We start from the raw sequence: 15585 nt of genomic DNA, 5'->3' as shown, positions 1-15585 counted from the left end.
TCATATTTATTTGAGATGATAGAAAAATATAATATCAATGAAAGATTAACAATTGAATTATTAGAAAGTGAAGAGTTAAACCATTTTGAAATAATAGATAAATTTATAAAAAGATTAAAAAAATATCAAGTTCAAATTGCAATTGATGATTTTGGTTCTGGGTATTCAAACTTTGCATATATAATAAAATTAGATATTGATTATTTAAAAATTGATAGTTCACTAATTGAAAATATACATAAAGACAAGCAAGCCTTAAAAATTGTAAAAAGTATTATTAGTTTTGCTAAACAGTTAGATATTAAAGTTGTAGCAGAAAAAGTCCATAATCAAGAAATATATAATATCCTTACAGATTTAAAAGTTGATTATCTACAAGGGTATTATATAAGTAAACCTAAACCAACTATTTAAACTAAGCAAAACTATTATAAAACTGTTTTGCTGTTCTAGGACTTTTACTTGCTCTACTTTGCGCAAATTGTAATGCTTTTTTATGCAACTCTTCTTTATTACCTTTGTAATTTTTAAAATAACTATTTACTACTTCTAAGTACTCTTGTTGTGTTTTACTATAAAAACCTATACTAAGTCCAAACCTATCGCTTAAAGATATTTTCTCTTCAACACTATCACTATAATGTATTTCTCCATTATTAGCTACACTTGTACCTTCATTATCCCTTTGATACTCTGCTACAATATGTCTTCTATTTGAAGTGGCATATATTTTTATATTTGTAGCAGGTGCTTCAATTGAACCTTCTAAAACACGCTTTAAACCTTTATATCCTTTTTCTGTTTCTTCAAAAGATAAATCATCACAAAAAATAATAAATTTAAAAGGCTCTTCTCTAATTACATCTGAAATATCAATTAGTTCATCTAAGTCATCTCTATCTATTTCTATAACTCTTAATCCATCATTTTTATACTCATTTAATAATGCTTTAATTAAAGAAGATTTTCCTGTTCCTCTTGCACCCCAAAGTAAAACATTATTTGAAAGATTACCGTCTAAAAATCTCTTTGTATTTCTTATAACCTGCTCTTTTTGTTTTGATATTCCTACTAAATCATCTAAAGTTATGCTATCTAAATATTTTACAGGTTTTAAGCTACTAGTTTTTGCTCTATATATTGCTGCAAAGCAATTTTCCCAATCAATTTTCATTTTCTGCCTTTTTTATATTAAAAATAGATTTTATAAACCAATACATAATAAATAAAAAAAGTATTGGTAAAAATATAGTTTGAAATATAAAAACTATTATTAAGTCAATAATATATTCACTAGAGTTATCAACTGCATTTTTATACTCATCTACTTTTTTTTCATAATAACTTGAGTCAAACTTCTCTAAAACTTTATCAAAAAATGAGTTTTGTTCTTTTTGTTTTATTGTTTCTTGATTTACTTTACTTACTTCTTCTTTTACTTTTATTATATTACTATTTAAGTTTTCAATATTGTACTCTGGTTTAACAAAATAGTTATATGAGATATCATTTACATAACTAATAGCTGGTATTGCAAATCTTAAAAAAAGTAAAATAAAAACTACTTTAAAAAATATATCTCTTAACTTATCATCTTTTCTAAATCTTTTAAATAACCAAATATTAAAAATAATTACAAATATAAAAAGAGTGTAATTATAAATTTCATTTGTTACAAAACCCAATAATATCTTTTGAATACCCAGCGAAGTCATACTTGCAAGCATAACAAGAGAAAACTGCTCTACTAAATCATTAATTGGGTCAAGAACTTCTCCTATTGCAACTACTACAAAAGGAAGATTCAACTCAGTTCCTTGCGCTAATGAAATAACTGCATTTAGTGCTTTTGCACTTCCAAAAACTAAGACAGCTTGAGTAAAAGAATCATCTATGAGTTTCTTTGCATCAGTATCAATTGTGAAAGTTATTGCTACACAAACTGCAATAATAGTAAATAAAGCTAGTAGTATTTTATTATAGTTTTTAAAAAAATAATTCATTATCATCACTTTAATTTTTTCCAATTATATCAAAATTTGTATCTGTTTTATACAGTTTTATTTGTTTCTTTTTTGTTAAAAGTGATAAAATATAAAAATGGAAAAAATCACATGAATGACTTAACTTACGAATATCAAACAAAAATCACTCAAGCCATAATAAGAGCAGCAGTACTAATGCTTGAGTATGGAGCAGAGAGTAAACTAATCGAACAAACCACAAAAAGAATGGGAAAAGCATTGGGAGTAAAATCTGTTGAAATATCACTTATTCCTTCAGCAATTGTATTAACAACTTTATCAAAAAGTAATCAATCAGTTACAACAACTAGACAAGCTCATCATAAACCTATAAATATGTCTATTGTTTATGATGTACAAAAACTTTGTATTGATTTAGAAAAACATAAAATTGATGCAAAAAAAACTATTGCAATGTTAAGAAAAATTCAAGCTAACTACTACAATAGATGGCTTGTAGTAATTATGATTGGTATATCTTGTGCATCTTTTGCATACTTAAGAGGAGCAGATTTGCAAGCTTTTATAGTGACTTTTTTTGCTTCAAGTATTGCTATGTTTATAAGACAAGAGCTTGCAAAAAGAAAATTTATACTTATTATATCTTTTGCAACTACTGCTTTTTTTGCAACATTAATAGCTAGTTTATCAACATATGTAAGCTCAACAGTTAATATTGCATTATCTGCAAGTGTTTTACTTCTTGTACCAGGATTTCCTTTTATTAACTCTTTTTTAGATGCAGTAAAAGGATACTTAAGTATGGGGTGGGGACGTTGGATGCAAGCTACACTTTTAACTCTTGCAACAAGTATGGGAATAATCTTTGCTATGGCAGTACTTGATATGAAAGGTTGGTAAAATGGAAAATACTCTTATAAAATATATTTTAGATGCAATATTTGCAGCTATTCCAGCAGTTGGTTTTGCAATGCTTTTTAATGTTCCAAGATTTGCATTAAAATTTTGTGCTTTAGGTGCAGCTATTGCTTACACTCTTAGAAATATCTTTTTAGACCTTGGAATATATATTGAAATATCAACTTTTTTAGCAACTCTTATATTTGGAACATTAGCAGTTTATTGGTCAAGAAAATATATAGTTCCAAGACCAATTTATACAGTTGCAGCAATAATTCCTTTAATCCCTGGAACTTACGCTTTTAATACAGTAATTACTTTAGTTGAAATGAACTCTCATGGTGTAACACCTGAACATATTGCTTTATTTATAGAAGATGGATTAAAAGCTATTTCCATTTTAGGAGCTATTAGTTTTGGACTTGCTTTGCCTTCATTATATTTCATAAGATATAATAGACCAATTATATAAAAATAGTTGCTTTATTATTTTTATTTTTTCTTTATTTCAAGTCTTTGTGGTCTTATTGTCAACTCAGAAATAACTCCTGAAAACTGTAAAACTTCTAAAACTGCTTTTGCTATATCTTTTGGATTAAGATATGCATTTTTATTATCACTTGGTTCAAAATTAAACTCATCAAAAAAGTTTGTTTTTGTTAAATCAGGATTAATATTTGTTACTTTTACATCAGCACGCCTAAGCTCCTCAAAAAGTGCAAGTGAGAAGTTTCGAAGTCCTGCTTTTGTTGCTGTGTATAAAGCTGAAAATTTAGAGTGTCTTAAAGCTTCAATTGAAGAGATATTTATAATATGTCCTTTTGTTTTCTTTAGACTTCTAAGACATAAATTAGTAAGTATAATGGGTGCTGTTAAATTTACATCAATTAATTCTTGAATTTTATCAATACTTATCTCTTCATGGGGTTTAAAAATTCCCACTCCTGCACAATTTATAAGTACACTTAAATCATCTTTTTTTAGTACTTGTCTTACTTCTTTTTCTAAAGCTTTTGTATCATCTAATCTACTTTTTAATTTTATGACTTTGTAAGAGTTTTTTTCAAGTATTTCACTTATTGCTTTTCCAATACCTGAGCTATAACCTGTAACTATTGCTTGCATTTTCTTTTCTTCTTATAATAAAAATATCCCATAATTGCTAATGCTACTATTATTACTATAATTATATATCTTAAATACTCTTTTATTAAAGCTTCATTACCACCAATAAAATAGCCCAAATATGCAAGAATAATAACCCAAATAGCTGCACCTAACGTTGTATAAATACTAAATGTTAATAAATTCATCCTAGCAAGACCAGCAGGAAAAGATATATATTGTCTAACAGCAGGAATTAATCTTCCACTAAAAGTTGAAATATGTCCATGCTCTTTGAAAAAATCTTCTACTTTCTTAATAGTATTCTCACTTATAAAAAAATATTTCCCATACCTAATTAAAAAAGCTCTTCCATATTTTATTGCTAAAAAATAGTTAAATAAAGCTCCAGCTAAACTTCCAGCAATTCCTGAAAAAATAGCAATAAAAATATTCATTTCTCCTTTATATGCTAAATAACCAGCTGGTATCATAACAACTTCACTTGGAAAAGGGAAAAATGAACTTTCTAAAAACATCATGATAAAAATTCCAAAATATCCCAATGAGCCCACAGTTTCAACAACATAATTTACAATAGGTTCTAACAAAACACTCTCTTTTTAGTTAATTTTTTAAAGCAAATGTTATCAAAATCTTGGTTAATTATTAGTTTTTGTATTAATATGCACTGAAGAGTTTTGTTTGATTTTATTCATATAACTCATTTTCATAAACTCTTCCATTTGATTATTGCTTGAATATTCATACCCAAAAACATCTTTCCATAAAGATTCATCTTCCATACAAAGATAAAAATATACATCTTTATGCCAAGGTTTAAAGCTATCATATGCGTGTTTGAACATCTCTTTTTTAATTTTTAGAGGATAAGACTGTTTTGAGTTTGCTTCACTCATTGGCATTTGAAGAATTTTAGATTTAAAATTTCTACTTCTTATTTTATTAATAACAGGTTTTATAAATGTTAAAGTACCAAAAGATACAAGTGCAACTTTTTTTGAATCAAAAGTTTCAATAAGTGTTTTATAAACCTCTTCATACTCTTTTAAATAGTTTTCATAATGCACTATTGGATGAAAATGAAATCCAACTAATACTCCTTTATCACTTAACTTTTTTGCAGCCTCTACTCTTTTTTCTAAGCTTGCTGTTAAATGCTCTTCATTCTCTATAATTGTAGGAGTATTTAAAGACCATGTACAAATTATATTTGCGGGAACTTCATTTTCTAAAAAATATTTTATATTATTTGATTTTGTTTTAAATTCAAGTATTACATTTTGATTATTTTTTGCGAATTCAAAAAGTGCATCTAAAATCCCCTCTTTATTTCCCCACATTAAAGAATCAGAACTCTGCCCAGTTCCTATATGATAAATCTCATTTGCATCAAGTTCTAAATTTTGTAAATTTGTTTTAAAATTTTCATCAAAACCTATTTTATCTTGATTATAAAAAGATTGAATAGAGCAATAAGAACAATCAAAACCACATGATTGAACAGCATCTAAAGTTAAAAGATTACAACATCTAGTATTAGCACTTGCAACAGGACAAGAGCCAAGAGCAGCTTTATTACTTTTAAATTTTGTAAAGCTGATTTTTCTAACATCATCTTTATAAAGCTCTTTTGAGAATTTAATGTATGAGTTAGATTTCTCTCTTAAATCTTCCCATTTTTTTCTTATATCATTAAAAGCTTGTTTTCTATTTGCATACTCACTTTTAAAAACTTTATAAATCTCATCTTCATGCCACATCTTAAAATCAATAGCAAAATCAATAAGCTGTTTTAACTCTTGAAAAGAGAATTGATATTGAAATGATATTTTTTTTATAAATTCCTTACTTTTTTCATCAAGGTTTTTGTAGTTTGTCATAGTAATATTTTTATTAAATTTTTCTAAATAATTCATAATAATTTTTTCCATTCTTTAAAACTTTTTTGCATTAATTCAATAATAAAAGATTTTTTGGGGATATTTGTATCCAAATAGTCTGATACAACTTTTAAAATATATATTTTTTCACAATATTTATTACAAACTTCTTGAAAATATGAAGCTTCCATATCAACTAATGTAGTTTTTAGTTTATTTATATCATTAAGTGGTTCATCAACAGTAGTTAATGAAGTATTTGCAATACCTTTAAGTTTTTGATTTATACAAAAAAGTGTTCCAATATCTATATTTTTGTCTTTACAACCAGCAATGCCTATATTAATTGCTTTACTAATTTCAAAGTTTTCAAATATAAAATTCAATGCATTTATAGTATTTTTTTTACCTATTCCAGAAACAATAATAATAATTTGATTATTATGATAAAGTTTAAAATTTTTACAAGATTTGTCTTGTTTAAGTTTAAAGTAGTTAATTAAAGTTTGGCACTCACATAATAGTGCACTATGTATTAGAACTTTTTTATTCATATAAAGTAAAACTAAGGACAAGCCTTAGTTAAATTACTTTTTAAGCTCTTTAATTCTTGCAGCTTTACCTTTAAGTCCTCTTAGGTAATGTAATTTAGCTCTTCTTACTTTACCTCTTCTAGTAACTTCAAAAGTTTTAATTGACTCTGAATATAATGGGAAAATTCTTTCAATTCCCACAGAGTTTGCTCCAATTTTTCTTACAGTAAATGTAGCAGATGGTCCTTCACCTTGTCTAGCAATTACTACACCTTCGAAAGTTTGAACTCTTTTCTTCTCACCTTCTTTAATTTCAACACCAAGTCTTACATTGTCACCTGCTCTAAATTGAGGAACCTCTTTAGACTCTAATTGAGCTGCTTCGAAGCTAGCGATATATCTATTTTTCATCTCTTTTCCTTATTGGGTCTATAATATTTTGTTTTACAAATTGACATCTGGAATTTTAAGTCGGAAATTTTACTATGATTTCCCTTTAAGTATTCTTTAACGACACTTAAATTTTGGAAAATTTCAGGTTTTGTAAATGAAGGTGCTTCTAAAAGATTATCTTCATAGCTTTCATACTCCAAAGATTGGGCATTTCCAAGCACTCCTTCAATATTTCGAGAAATTGCATCACTCATTACTAAAGAGGGCAATTCTCCACCTGTTAAAATAAACTCTCCGATTGAAAAAACCTCATTTGCATACTTTTCACAAACTCTTTCATCAATTCCTTCATATCTTCCACTTACAAAAACTATATTTTTCTTTTTTGCTAAACGTTTTGCATCATTTTGCTTAAAAGGTTTTGCAGCAGCTAATGGAAATATGATATAAGCATCTTCATTCTCTTTTTTTATTTGCTCTAAACAATCAAATAAAGGTTGAGGAGTCATTAGCATTCCAGCTCCTCCTCCAACCATCTGTTTATCAACTTTTTTATGCTTATTTTTTGTATAATCTCTAGGATTATAAAACTCATATTCCAATAGATTTGAGTCCACTGCTCTTTTTAGTATAGAGTCATAAAAGTATGGTTTAATCAAGTTTGGGAATAGTGTTACATAAGTAAATTTCAAACATAACCTTTAAATTTTTGGCCATTTTATCATAAAAACTATTACAATCTCTTAATTCGCATAAAACCTAATTTTAGATATTATTCACAAAATTTCAATTAAAGAAAGATAATGATTACAATAGACCATATAAAAGAAGCAAAGAAAAATCTAGAAAATGTAGCACAATGTACTCCTATGACAAAAGCTCCAATTTTAAGTGAAATTTTTAATAGTGATATTTATTTAAAAAAAGAGAATTTACAATTAACAGGGAGTTTTAAATTAAGAGGTGCTTATAATAGAATTGCAAATTTGCCTGAAGAAAAAAGAGCAAAAGGTGTAGTAGCAGCAAGTGCAGGAAATCATGCGCAAGGTTTAGCATTTGCAGCTATGAAGTTTAATTGTAATGCAACTATTTTTATGCCAGAAGCAACTCCTTTAACAAAAGTAAGTGGAGTTAAATCTTTTGGTGCAAATGTTGTATTACATGGTGAAAACTTTGATGAAGCATATGCAGCAGCAATGAAATTTAAAGAAGAGAAGCAGTGTGAGTTTATTCATCCATTTGCTGATGATGATGTTATTGCAGGTCAAGGAACTATCTCATTAGAAATACTTGAAAAAGTTCCTGATTTAAAACAGATTATTGTTCCAATTGGAGGTGGAGGACTTATTGCAGGAATTGCAATTGCTGCAAAAAGTATCAATCCAGATATAAGAGTTGTTGGTGTAGTTGCAAGTGGTGCAAGAGGGATGAAAGAGTCATATAAATCACATATGCCAATTGACTCTGCTTCTGTTAGAACTATTGCAGATGGAATTGCAGTTAAAAATGTAAATCCAAAACTTTTAGATATTATTGTAGATTATGTTGACCATATAGTTGAAGTAAGTGATACTGAAATTGCAAATGCTATTTTATTTTTATTAGAAAAACATAAACTTGTTGTTGAAGGAGCAGGTGCAGCTGCAACTGCTGCAATAATGCATGAAAAAATAGAAATAGATGATTCTAAAGTTTGTGCAATTGTAAGTGGTGGTAATATTGATGTAACAATGCTTTCTCAAATTATTGAAAAAGGTTTAGTTAAATCTTATAGAAAATTAAATCTAGTTGTTACTTTAATGGACAAGCCAGGAGCATTAACGCACCTATCACAAATATTTCAAGATTGTTCAGCAAATATAGTACAAATAGATTATGATAGAGACTCGATTAAACTGGAGTTTGGAGAGGCATTAGTTACTATTGCTTTAGAGACAAAAGGTGAAGAGCATCAAAAGCTAATCAAAGATAAACTTAAAGAGAATGGTTACAGATTTAAACAAATCTAACATTTCATGTATATTATTTATATAGATTTTAGAAAACAAATCATATAATACACGACATAATGTGCAAAACAAAAGAAAATTAGGAAAAGGAAGAAGATGGAAGGAAGATTGTTTACATTCTTGGGTGCTATTGGTGGGCATGGTCAAGAGTGGATTATTTTATCGCATTTCATTCTAGTAGTAGGAGTTATCTTCTTAATTGCTAGAGCAGCAACTAGAAAGATGCAATTAGTTCCAACGGGTTCACAAAATGTAATGGAAGCATACATTGGAGGTATTATTTCAATGGGTGCAGATACAATGGGTGAAAAAAATGCAAGAATCTATATGCCATTAATTGGTTCTTTAGGTTTAGTGATTTTTTTAAGTAATATGACAGGTGTTATTCCAGGTTTTGAATCACCAACTGCAAATATTAATTTTACACTATCATTAGCATTAATCGTATTTGTTTACTATAACTACTTAGGTATTAAGAAAAATGGTTTTGTTAACTATTTTAAACATTTTATGGGTCCTATGCCAGCATTAGCACCATTAATGTTCCCTATTGAGATTATTTCTCACTTATCAAGAATTGTATCATTATCATTCAGACTTTTTGGTTCAATTAGAGGTGATGATATGTTCTTAATGGTATTATTAATGTTAGTACCTTGGATTGTTCCTTTAGCTGGTTTCTTTATGTTAGCTGCTTTTGGTTTCTTACAAGCATTTATTTTCATGATTTTAACTTATGTATATATTGCAGGTTCTATCATGATGGAGCATGAAGACCACTAATTTTAGTCTTTATAGCTACTTTATTAAAAAAGGGGAGAAACAAATGTTTCTCCCCTTTTTTATTATTTAAACTTTAAATATATTTAAGTTAATTAAGCTATTAATTATTTTAAGGTAAACTTATCTTTACTTTTACAGGAGAATAGCTATGTTTAAAAAATTGAATAATTTAAATATCGTTTCTAAAACCACAATTGTTTTAGCTTTAGTTTTATCTATTTTATTAATAAGTATAAATATATTTAGTGCCACATACACAAAAAATATAATTTCAGAAAAAGTAAGTGCTCAGTTAAAAGAGAGACTTCATCAAATAAGTCAAACACTTATAGTTTATGATGAATTATTGAAAAATACTGCAGATAACTTATATGATGCATTTGAATCACAATTTTCAAATATTGAACTTGATTCTACACAAATGATAAAAGTAAATGGTGTAGATACTCCTCTTATAACAAATAATGGAATAACTTTAAATAATAATTTTGACTTTGTTGATAACTATACAAAGCTTAAAGGCTCTACTGCAACTGTATTTGCAAGAAAAGCAGATGATTTTGTAAGAGTTACAACTTCACTTAAAAGAGCAGATGGGAGTAGAACATTAGGTACATTTTTAGGTAAAAAATCACCTGCTTATGATGCTATAATGAGTGGTAAAAAATATTTTGGTACAGCGCATCTTTTTGGAAGTGATTATATGGCAGTTTATAATCCAATTATAAAAGACAACAAAGTAATAGGTATTTTATATGTTGGATATAACTATACAAAAAGTTTTAATGACTTTAAACAACGCCTTAAAGATATTAAAGTTGGAGAGAATGGATTTTTATATATAGTAAGCACTAAGAAAAAAACTAAAGGTAAGGTTATTTTACATCCTACTAAAGAAGGACAAAATATTTTAAAAGATAGTAGTGATGCTAATGTTAAAGCTATTTTCCAAAAAGAGTTTGGAGATATTGAGTATGATTGGACAAATCCAAAAACTAATGAAACTGAAACAAAAGTTACTATTTTTGAAGATTATAAAGATAGAGGTTGGAAATTAGTAATAGATACAATCAAAGATGACTTTTTACATGAAAGTAAAAACTTTACAATGATACTTGCAGTTTTAAGTTTAGTATCAATTTTTGTAGTAGCTGGTGTAATACTTTATATTATCAAAAAACTTGTAGTATCTCCACTTCATAACTTACAAACAGGTTTACTTGAATTTTTTGAGTTTTTAAGTGGTGCAAAAAAACAGACAAAACAAATTAAGATAAAATCTTCTGATGAAATAGGATTAATGTCAAAAGTTATTAATGACAATGTTGCAAAAATTGAAGAAAATATCAAAGTAGATAATTTATTAATTGAAGATACAGTAGAAGTTGCAAGTCTAGTAAGTAAAGGTTATTTGGATAAAAAAATATCTAAACCATCAAACAACTTAATGCTAAATGAATTAAAAGATGTTGTTAATAATATGCTTGATAGCATAAATCATCATATCAATAATGTACAAGATTTATTAAACTCTTATACTGATTATGATTATACAAAAAGACTTGATAGTAAAAATGTAGAAGCAGATATTAAAAAACTATATGAAAATAGTAATATATTAGGTGAATCTGCAACAAATATGCTTAAGCAAAATCTTAAAAATGGTCAAATACTACAAGATAGTGCAAAAGAGTTAAATGAGATTATCTCAAATTTAAGTAATAGTTCAAATGAACAAGCAGCTAGTTTAGAAGAGACAGCAGCTAGCTTAGAAGAGTTAACTTCTACAATGAAAAACTCTCAACAATCAATGCAAACTATGAAAAATAATTCAAACACACTTTCAGATGAAGTAACTACTGGGGAAAAACTTGCTTCTAATACAGCAAGCTCTATGGATGAAATCAATGAGCAAACTCAAGCAATAGCAGAAGCAATAACAGTAATAGACCAAATAGCATTTCAAACAAATATCTTAAGTTTAAATGCAGCAGTAGAAGCAGCAACAGCAGGTGAAGCTGGAAAAGGTTTTGCAGTTGTTGCTGCTGAAGTGCGTAACTTAGCTAGTAGAAGTGGTGAAGCAGCAGATGAGATTAAAAAAATTGTTGAAAATGCTACATTAAAAGCCAATGAAGGTAAAGATATTGCAGCACAGATGATAAAAGGGTATGAAAAACTAAGAGAAAATATCCAAGAAACAACACAAATTATCTCTGAAGTAACAAACACTTCTAATGAGCAACTAAATGGATTAGAGCAAATTAATCATGCAGTAACAGATTTAGATAAAATCACACAAACAAATGCAAATGTTGCTAGAAAAGCAACTACAATTTCAGACGATACAAATAAAATCTCACAAATAATTGTTCAAGAAGCAAAAAAAGCTAAATTCAATCAAGACTAAAACAGAACTTTTCTGTTTTAGTTTAGGCTTTTATATTATACTTCATATATAAAAATTTATAATTTTAAAATATTATTTTAAAAGGTAAAAAAAAATGAAAACTTTACATGAAAAAATTAACAAATTAATAGAACAAAGAGGATTTTTCTTTTCTAAAACAGAGGGTATACAAAGTGATGAAGATGTAGTAAGATTAATAGAAGAGCTATTAAAAGAGAATGTTCAAAGAAAAGAGGACTTAAAAAGTTTAGAACAGACTGCATTTTATCAAGGAAAATTACTACTTAGAATGGAAAAAAGAATGGAAAAAACTAATGAATACTCAGAATTATGGCAAAAGTATTTTACAGAAGAAGAGATAGAACAAAGTAAAAAGATGGTTAGAAGAAGTTGGGCATTAGCTTCAAGAGTTGGGGAGATTTACAGAGGGGAAACTCCACGAAACGAGGTTGAAGATAAAAGACATGAAGTAAATGTTAGCAGATTTGATAGAATTACATTAATACTTAGACATATAGGATTAGCATTTGTTAGAAGAACACCAGGGGATGATACTTCTAAATTAAACAAATATTTACGGGATATGAATGGATTTGAATTATGAATAAAACAGTAATATTAACAAGTTTTAAATATCAAAAATTGTAAAATTAAAAAAAACTACGGAAAAAAAGTTGAAACACTATTTAATAACTGATCCTAAGTATTATTCAAACAATACTACACTATTAAGAAAAAATCTTATTAGGGCTTTTAAAAATCATAAAGTTGATATTGCTTGTTTTAGAGATAAAGAGTCTTCAAATATAGAAGATTTAGCTAAAACATTTGTAGAAGTATGTAAAGAGTACAATATTAAAACCATACTTATTAATACACATATAAATTTAGCAAAAGAGCTAAATGCCACAGGTGTTCATCTAAATTCAGAGCAATTTGATAGTATAAAAGAGGCAAAAGAGAAGGATTTATATACAGTAGTATCTTGTCATAGTTATGATGATATACAAAAAGCTCAAAATCTACATGCAAATTGTGTAACATACTCTCCAATATTTGAGGTTGCAAATAAACCAAAAGCAAAAGGAATTAATAAACTAAAAGAGGCTGTTAGAGTATTTGAAGATATTGATATTATTGCTTTAGGTGGAATTGTTGATGATTCTCATGTAGAAAAAATAACAAATGCAAAGCCCTATGGATTTGCTTCTATTCGATATTTTTTAAATTAATAATAAAAGGTTACTAAAAGTTTACTTCAAAATGCTATAACTTCATAAAATTACATTTAAAGGCTAATTTTATGATTAAAGTATTAAGAAACTTAAATCTAGGGACAAAAACTACTGTTTTCTTAGCTGCTGCATTATCTGTATTACTTATAGGAATGAATATATTTACCGCATCATATACTCATGATATTATAAGTAATAAAGTAAATAGCCAATTACAGCAAAGATTAGATGAGATACATACAACTTTACAAATCTATGATGATTTAATTGAAGACACTGCAAATGATTTACACAAAGCATTTAAATCTCAATTTAAAGATTTTGAAATTGATAAAACAACTTTAGTTGATGTAAATGGTGTAAAAACTGCCCTTTTAACTTCAAATAGTATTGTTTTAAACAATAACAAAAACTTTGTTGATAACTACACAAAACTTGAGGGTTCAATTGGTTCTATTTTTGTTAAAAAAAATCAAGAGTTTATAAGTATTGCAACTTCTATGAAAAAACCTGATGGAACAAGACCTCTTGGTTCAACTATAAAAAGAGGCTCTCCTGCATATAATGCCTTACTTAATAAGCAAAGCTATTTTGGAGCAGTTCATCTTTTTGGACAAGAGTATATGTCAGTTTATACTCCTATTATTAAAAATGGAGATATTATCGGAGCTTTATATATAGGCTATAACTATACAAGAAGTTTTGAAACTTTAAAACAGAATCTAAGAGCAAAAGTAATTGGTAAAACTGGACATTTATATGTAGTAAGTACAAATAAAAAGAATAAAGGTTTATATATAGTTCATAAAACACAAGAAGGTAAAAATATATTTAATGACCCTGATTCTAAAAAATATGTAAATAAACTGTTTGCATCAAAAAAAGGTAGCTTAACATATACAAGAATAGATAAAAATAGTAATGAAAAATATATAAGAAATCTAATTTTTAAAGATTATGAAAAAAGAGATTGGAAAATTGTATTAAGAGCGACTAAAAGAGAGTTTTTTCAAGAGAGTGCTCAGTTTACAACAACTCTTATAGTAATAAGTCTATTTGCAATTATTTTAATCACCATACTAATCCAATATGTAATAAAAAAACTAATCAAAGAGCCTATATTTAAGTTTCAAACAGGATTGATTGATTTCTTTGCTTATTTAAATAATGAAAAAGACAATACCCATGAAATTGATATTAGAACTAATGATGAAATTGGAGCAATGTCTAAACTTGTAAATAAAAATATTAATCAAATAAAAGAGAATATCAATAAAGATAAAGCTTTAATTTCAAATACTGTTGAAGTAGCAAATGAAGTAAATAAAGGATTTTTAGATAAAAGAATTGAAGCAAGTTCTAATAACCCAATGTTAAATGAACTAAGAGATGTAGTAAATACAATGCTTGATAATATCACTAATCATATTAATAATGTACAAGATTTACTAAACTCATATAGTAATTATGACTATACAAAATCTATAAAACTTGGAGATGTACAAGCAGATATTAAAAAATTATATGAAAATAGTAACTTTTTAGGTACTTCAATAAACTCTTTATTAAAACAGAATTTAAATGATGGATTTACACTTAAGCATTCATCTGAAGAGTTAAAACAACTCACTTCGAAATTAAATATTAGCTCAAATGAACAAGCAGCTAGTTTAGAAGAGACAGCAGCTAGTTTAGAAGAGCTTACTTCAACTATGCAAAGTAGTCAAAATGCTATGAGAACTATGGATGAAACATCAAATAGATTAATAAAAGAAGTAGAAACAGGTAAAATTTCAGCAAATAATACAGCAAACTCAATGGATGATATAAATGAGCAAACAGACTCAATTGCTCAAGCAATTACAGTAATTGACCAAATAGCATTTCAAACAAATATTTTAAGTTTAAATGCAGCAGTAGAAGCAGCAACAGCAGGAGAAGCTGGAAAAGGTTTTGCAGTAGTTGCCCAAGAAGTTAGAAATCTAGCCAATAGAAGTGCACAAGCTGCAAATGAGATAAAAAAGATTGTAGAAAATGCTGCACTTAAAGCAAATGAAGGAAAAGAGATTGCAAATGAGATGATTGAAGGTTATAAACTTTTAGAAGAGAGTATAAAAAAATCAAGAGAATTATCTCAAGAAGTTACAAACAACTCAAAAGAGCAACTTCATGGAATTGAACAGATAAATGATGCAGTTAATTCACTTGACCAAATAACACAATCAAATGCACATATTGCAAATAAAGCAGATGAAATCTCAACAGATACAAATGAGATTGCAAACCAAATTGTAAATGAAGCTAAAAAAGCTAAAATTAAAGAGTAAGTTTA

At 27.3% G+C, this 15585-nt stretch carries 17 protein-coding genes; 9 read left to right on the top strand and 8 right to left on the bottom strand.

The features are described 5' to 3' along the window. The coding region (locus CP960_RS05360) for an EAL domain-containing protein (RefSeq protein WP_133121137.1) at positions 1 to 414 on the top strand (414 nt) is incomplete at its 5' end. A 1-nt stretch (position 415) separates the two neighbouring features. Here CP960_RS05360 and CP960_RS05355 read toward each other — a convergent pair. Together CP960_RS05355 and CP960_RS05350 are read right to left on the bottom strand one after the other, a co-directional pair. Further along, positions 416 to 1174, bottom strand: coding sequence for an ATP-binding protein (locus CP960_RS05355; protein WP_101184386.1), 759 nt, complete (start codon positions 1172 to 1174; stop codon positions 416 to 418). After that, positions 1164 to 2003, bottom strand: a complete 840-nt coding sequence (locus tag CP960_RS05350; RefSeq protein ID WP_101184385.1) for a hypothetical protein — start codon at positions 2001 to 2003, stop codon at positions 1164 to 1166. Before CP960_RS05350 ends, CP960_RS05355 begins: the two co-directional genes overlap by 11 nt. 111 nt (positions 2004 to 2114) lie before the next feature. Here CP960_RS05350 and CP960_RS05345 point away from each other — a divergent pair, with 111 nt between their 5' ends. Both CP960_RS05345 and CP960_RS05340 read left to right on the top strand, forming a co-directional pair. Beyond that, positions 2115 to 2885 carry a threonine/serine exporter family protein gene (locus CP960_RS05345; protein WP_101184384.1) on the top strand — a complete coding sequence of 257 codons (771 nt, stop codon included), beginning with the start codon at positions 2115 to 2117 and terminating at the stop codon, positions 2883 to 2885. 1 nt (position 2886) lies between these two features. Then, complete coding sequence (locus tag CP960_RS05340; protein ID WP_101184383.1) at positions 2887 to 3357, top strand: threonine/serine exporter family protein; 471 nt, start codon at positions 2887 to 2889, stop codon at positions 3355 to 3357. A gap of 20 nt (positions 3358 to 3377) precedes the next feature. Here CP960_RS05340 and CP960_RS05335 read toward each other — a convergent pair whose 3' ends face one another. From CP960_RS05335 to trmD, 6 genes are read right to left on the bottom strand one after another with little or no spacing between them, the layout of a single operon-like run. Continuing rightward, the gene (locus tag CP960_RS05335) at positions 3378 to 4010 is read right to left on the bottom strand and encodes an SDR family oxidoreductase (RefSeq protein ID WP_101184382.1); all 633 of its coding nucleotides are present in this window, start codon (positions 4008 to 4010) and stop codon (positions 3378 to 3380) included. Next, complete coding sequence (locus CP960_RS05330) at positions 3998 to 4600, bottom strand: DedA family protein (protein WP_101184381.1); 603 nt, start codon at positions 4598 to 4600, stop codon at positions 3998 to 4000. The genes CP960_RS05335 and CP960_RS05330 overlap by 13 nt, the downstream gene beginning before the upstream one ends. Positions 4601 to 4651: 51 nt before the next feature. Further along, complete coding sequence (locus tag CP960_RS05325) at positions 4652 to 5929, bottom strand: SPL family radical SAM protein (protein WP_191321659.1); 1278 nt, start codon at positions 5927 to 5929, stop codon at positions 4652 to 4654. Then, positions 5926 to 6447 (bottom strand): nucleoside phosphorylase-I family protein, encoded by a 522-nt coding sequence (locus tag CP960_RS05320; protein WP_101184379.1) that lies wholly within the window; start codon positions 6445 to 6447, stop codon positions 5926 to 5928. Before CP960_RS05320 ends, CP960_RS05325 begins: the two co-directional genes overlap by 4 nt. A 33-nt stretch (positions 6448 to 6480) precedes the next feature. After that, a complete protein-coding gene (gene rplS, locus CP960_RS05315) occupies positions 6481 to 6837 on the bottom strand; it encodes a 50S ribosomal protein L19 (protein WP_101184378.1) in 357 nt (118 codons plus the stop codon). After that, the gene (gene trmD, locus CP960_RS05310; protein WP_101184377.1) at positions 6834 to 7511 is read right to left on the bottom strand and encodes a tRNA (guanosine(37)-N1)-methyltransferase TrmD; all 678 of its coding nucleotides are present in this window, start codon (positions 7509 to 7511) and stop codon (positions 6834 to 6836) included. The genes rplS and trmD overlap by 4 nt, the downstream gene beginning before the upstream one ends. A 111-nt stretch (positions 7512 to 7622) precedes the next feature. Here trmD and ilvA point away from each other — a divergent pair, with 111 nt between their 5' ends. The 6 genes from ilvA to CP960_RS05280 all read left to right on the top strand — a co-directional run bounded on the left by ilvA (position 7623) and on the right by CP960_RS05280 (position 15580). Next, a complete protein-coding gene (ilvA, locus tag CP960_RS05305) occupies positions 7623 to 8828 on the top strand; it encodes a threonine ammonia-lyase (RefSeq protein WP_101184376.1) in 1206 nt (401 codons plus the stop codon). 96 nt (positions 8829 to 8924) lie between these two features. Further along, entirely contained in the window at positions 8925 to 9611 is a 687-nt protein-coding gene (locus CP960_RS05300) for a F0F1 ATP synthase subunit A (RefSeq protein ID WP_101184375.1), read from the top strand. Between the two features lie 148 nt (positions 9612 to 9759). Continuing rightward, positions 9760 to 12018 carry a methyl-accepting chemotaxis protein gene (locus CP960_RS05295; RefSeq protein ID WP_101184374.1) on the top strand — a complete coding sequence of 753 codons (2259 nt, stop codon included), beginning with the start codon at positions 9760 to 9762 and terminating at the stop codon, positions 12016 to 12018. 94 nt (positions 12019 to 12112) lie between these two features. Next, a complete protein-coding gene (locus CP960_RS05290) occupies positions 12113 to 12622 on the top strand; it encodes a hypothetical protein (RefSeq protein ID WP_101184373.1) in 510 nt (169 codons plus the stop codon). Between the two features lie 70 nt (positions 12623 to 12692). After that, positions 12693 to 13250 carry a thiamine phosphate synthase gene (locus tag CP960_RS05285; RefSeq protein ID WP_101184372.1) on the top strand — a complete coding sequence of 186 codons (558 nt, stop codon included), beginning with the start codon at positions 12693 to 12695 and terminating at the stop codon, positions 13248 to 13250. 71 nt (positions 13251 to 13321) lie between these two features. Beyond that, positions 13322 to 15580: a methyl-accepting chemotaxis protein gene (locus CP960_RS05280; RefSeq protein ID WP_101184371.1), complete on the top strand. Its 2259-nt coding sequence runs from the start codon at positions 13322 to 13324 to the stop codon at positions 15578 to 15580. The last annotated feature ends 5 nt before the right edge of the window (positions 15581 to 15585 follow it).

It is taken from the genome of Malaciobacter halophilus (assembly GCF_002837275.1).
Lineage (GTDB): Bacteria > Campylobacterota > Campylobacteria > Campylobacterales > Arcobacteraceae > Malaciobacter > Malaciobacter halophilus.
This window is presented reverse-complemented; position numbering and strand designations above follow the sequence as displayed.

What these genes read in the sequence shown, in the direction of transcription:
- ilvA (WP_101184376.1), top strand. Translation starts at nt 7,623, where the DNA reads ATGATTACAATAGACCATATAAAAGAAGCAAAGAAAAATCTAGAAAAT.
- CP960_RS05280 (WP_101184371.1), top strand. Translation starts at nt 13,322, where the DNA reads ATGATTAAAGTATTAAGAAACTTAAATCTAGGGACAAAAACTACTGTT.
- CP960_RS05325 (WP_191321659.1), bottom strand. Translation starts at nt 5,929, where the DNA reads ATGAATTATTTAGAAAAATTTAATAAAAATATTACTATGACAAACTAC.
- CP960_RS05295 (WP_101184374.1), top strand. Translation starts at nt 9,760, where the DNA reads ATGTTTAAAAAATTGAATAATTTAAATATCGTTTCTAAAACCACAATT.
- CP960_RS05340 (WP_101184383.1), top strand. Translation starts at nt 2,887, where the DNA reads ATGGAAAATACTCTTATAAAATATATTTTAGATGCAATATTTGCAGCT.
- rplS (WP_101184378.1), bottom strand. Translation starts at nt 6,837, where the DNA reads ATGAAAAATAGATATATCGCTAGCTTCGAAGCAGCTCAATTAGAGTCT.
- CP960_RS05300 (WP_101184375.1), top strand. Translation starts at nt 8,925, where the DNA reads ATGGAAGGAAGATTGTTTACATTCTTGGGTGCTATTGGTGGGCATGGT.
- CP960_RS05345 (WP_101184384.1), top strand. Translation starts at nt 2,115, where the DNA reads ATGAATGACTTAACTTACGAATATCAAACAAAAATCACTCAAGCCATA.
- CP960_RS05350 (WP_101184385.1), bottom strand. Translation starts at nt 2,003, where the DNA reads ATGAATTATTTTTTTAAAAACTATAATAAAATACTACTAGCTTTATTT.
- CP960_RS05320 (WP_101184379.1), bottom strand. Translation starts at nt 6,447, where the DNA reads ATGAATAAAAAAGTTCTAATACATAGTGCACTATTATGTGAGTGCCAA.
- CP960_RS05335 (WP_101184382.1), bottom strand. Translation starts at nt 4,010, where the DNA reads ATGCAAGCAATAGTTACAGGTTATAGCTCAGGTATTGGAAAAGCAATA.
- CP960_RS05355 (WP_101184386.1), bottom strand. Translation starts at nt 1,174, where the DNA reads ATGAAAATTGATTGGGAAAATTGCTTTGCAGCAATATATAGAGCAAAA.
- CP960_RS05290 (WP_101184373.1), top strand. Translation starts at nt 12,113, where the DNA reads ATGAAAACTTTACATGAAAAAATTAACAAATTAATAGAACAAAGAGGA.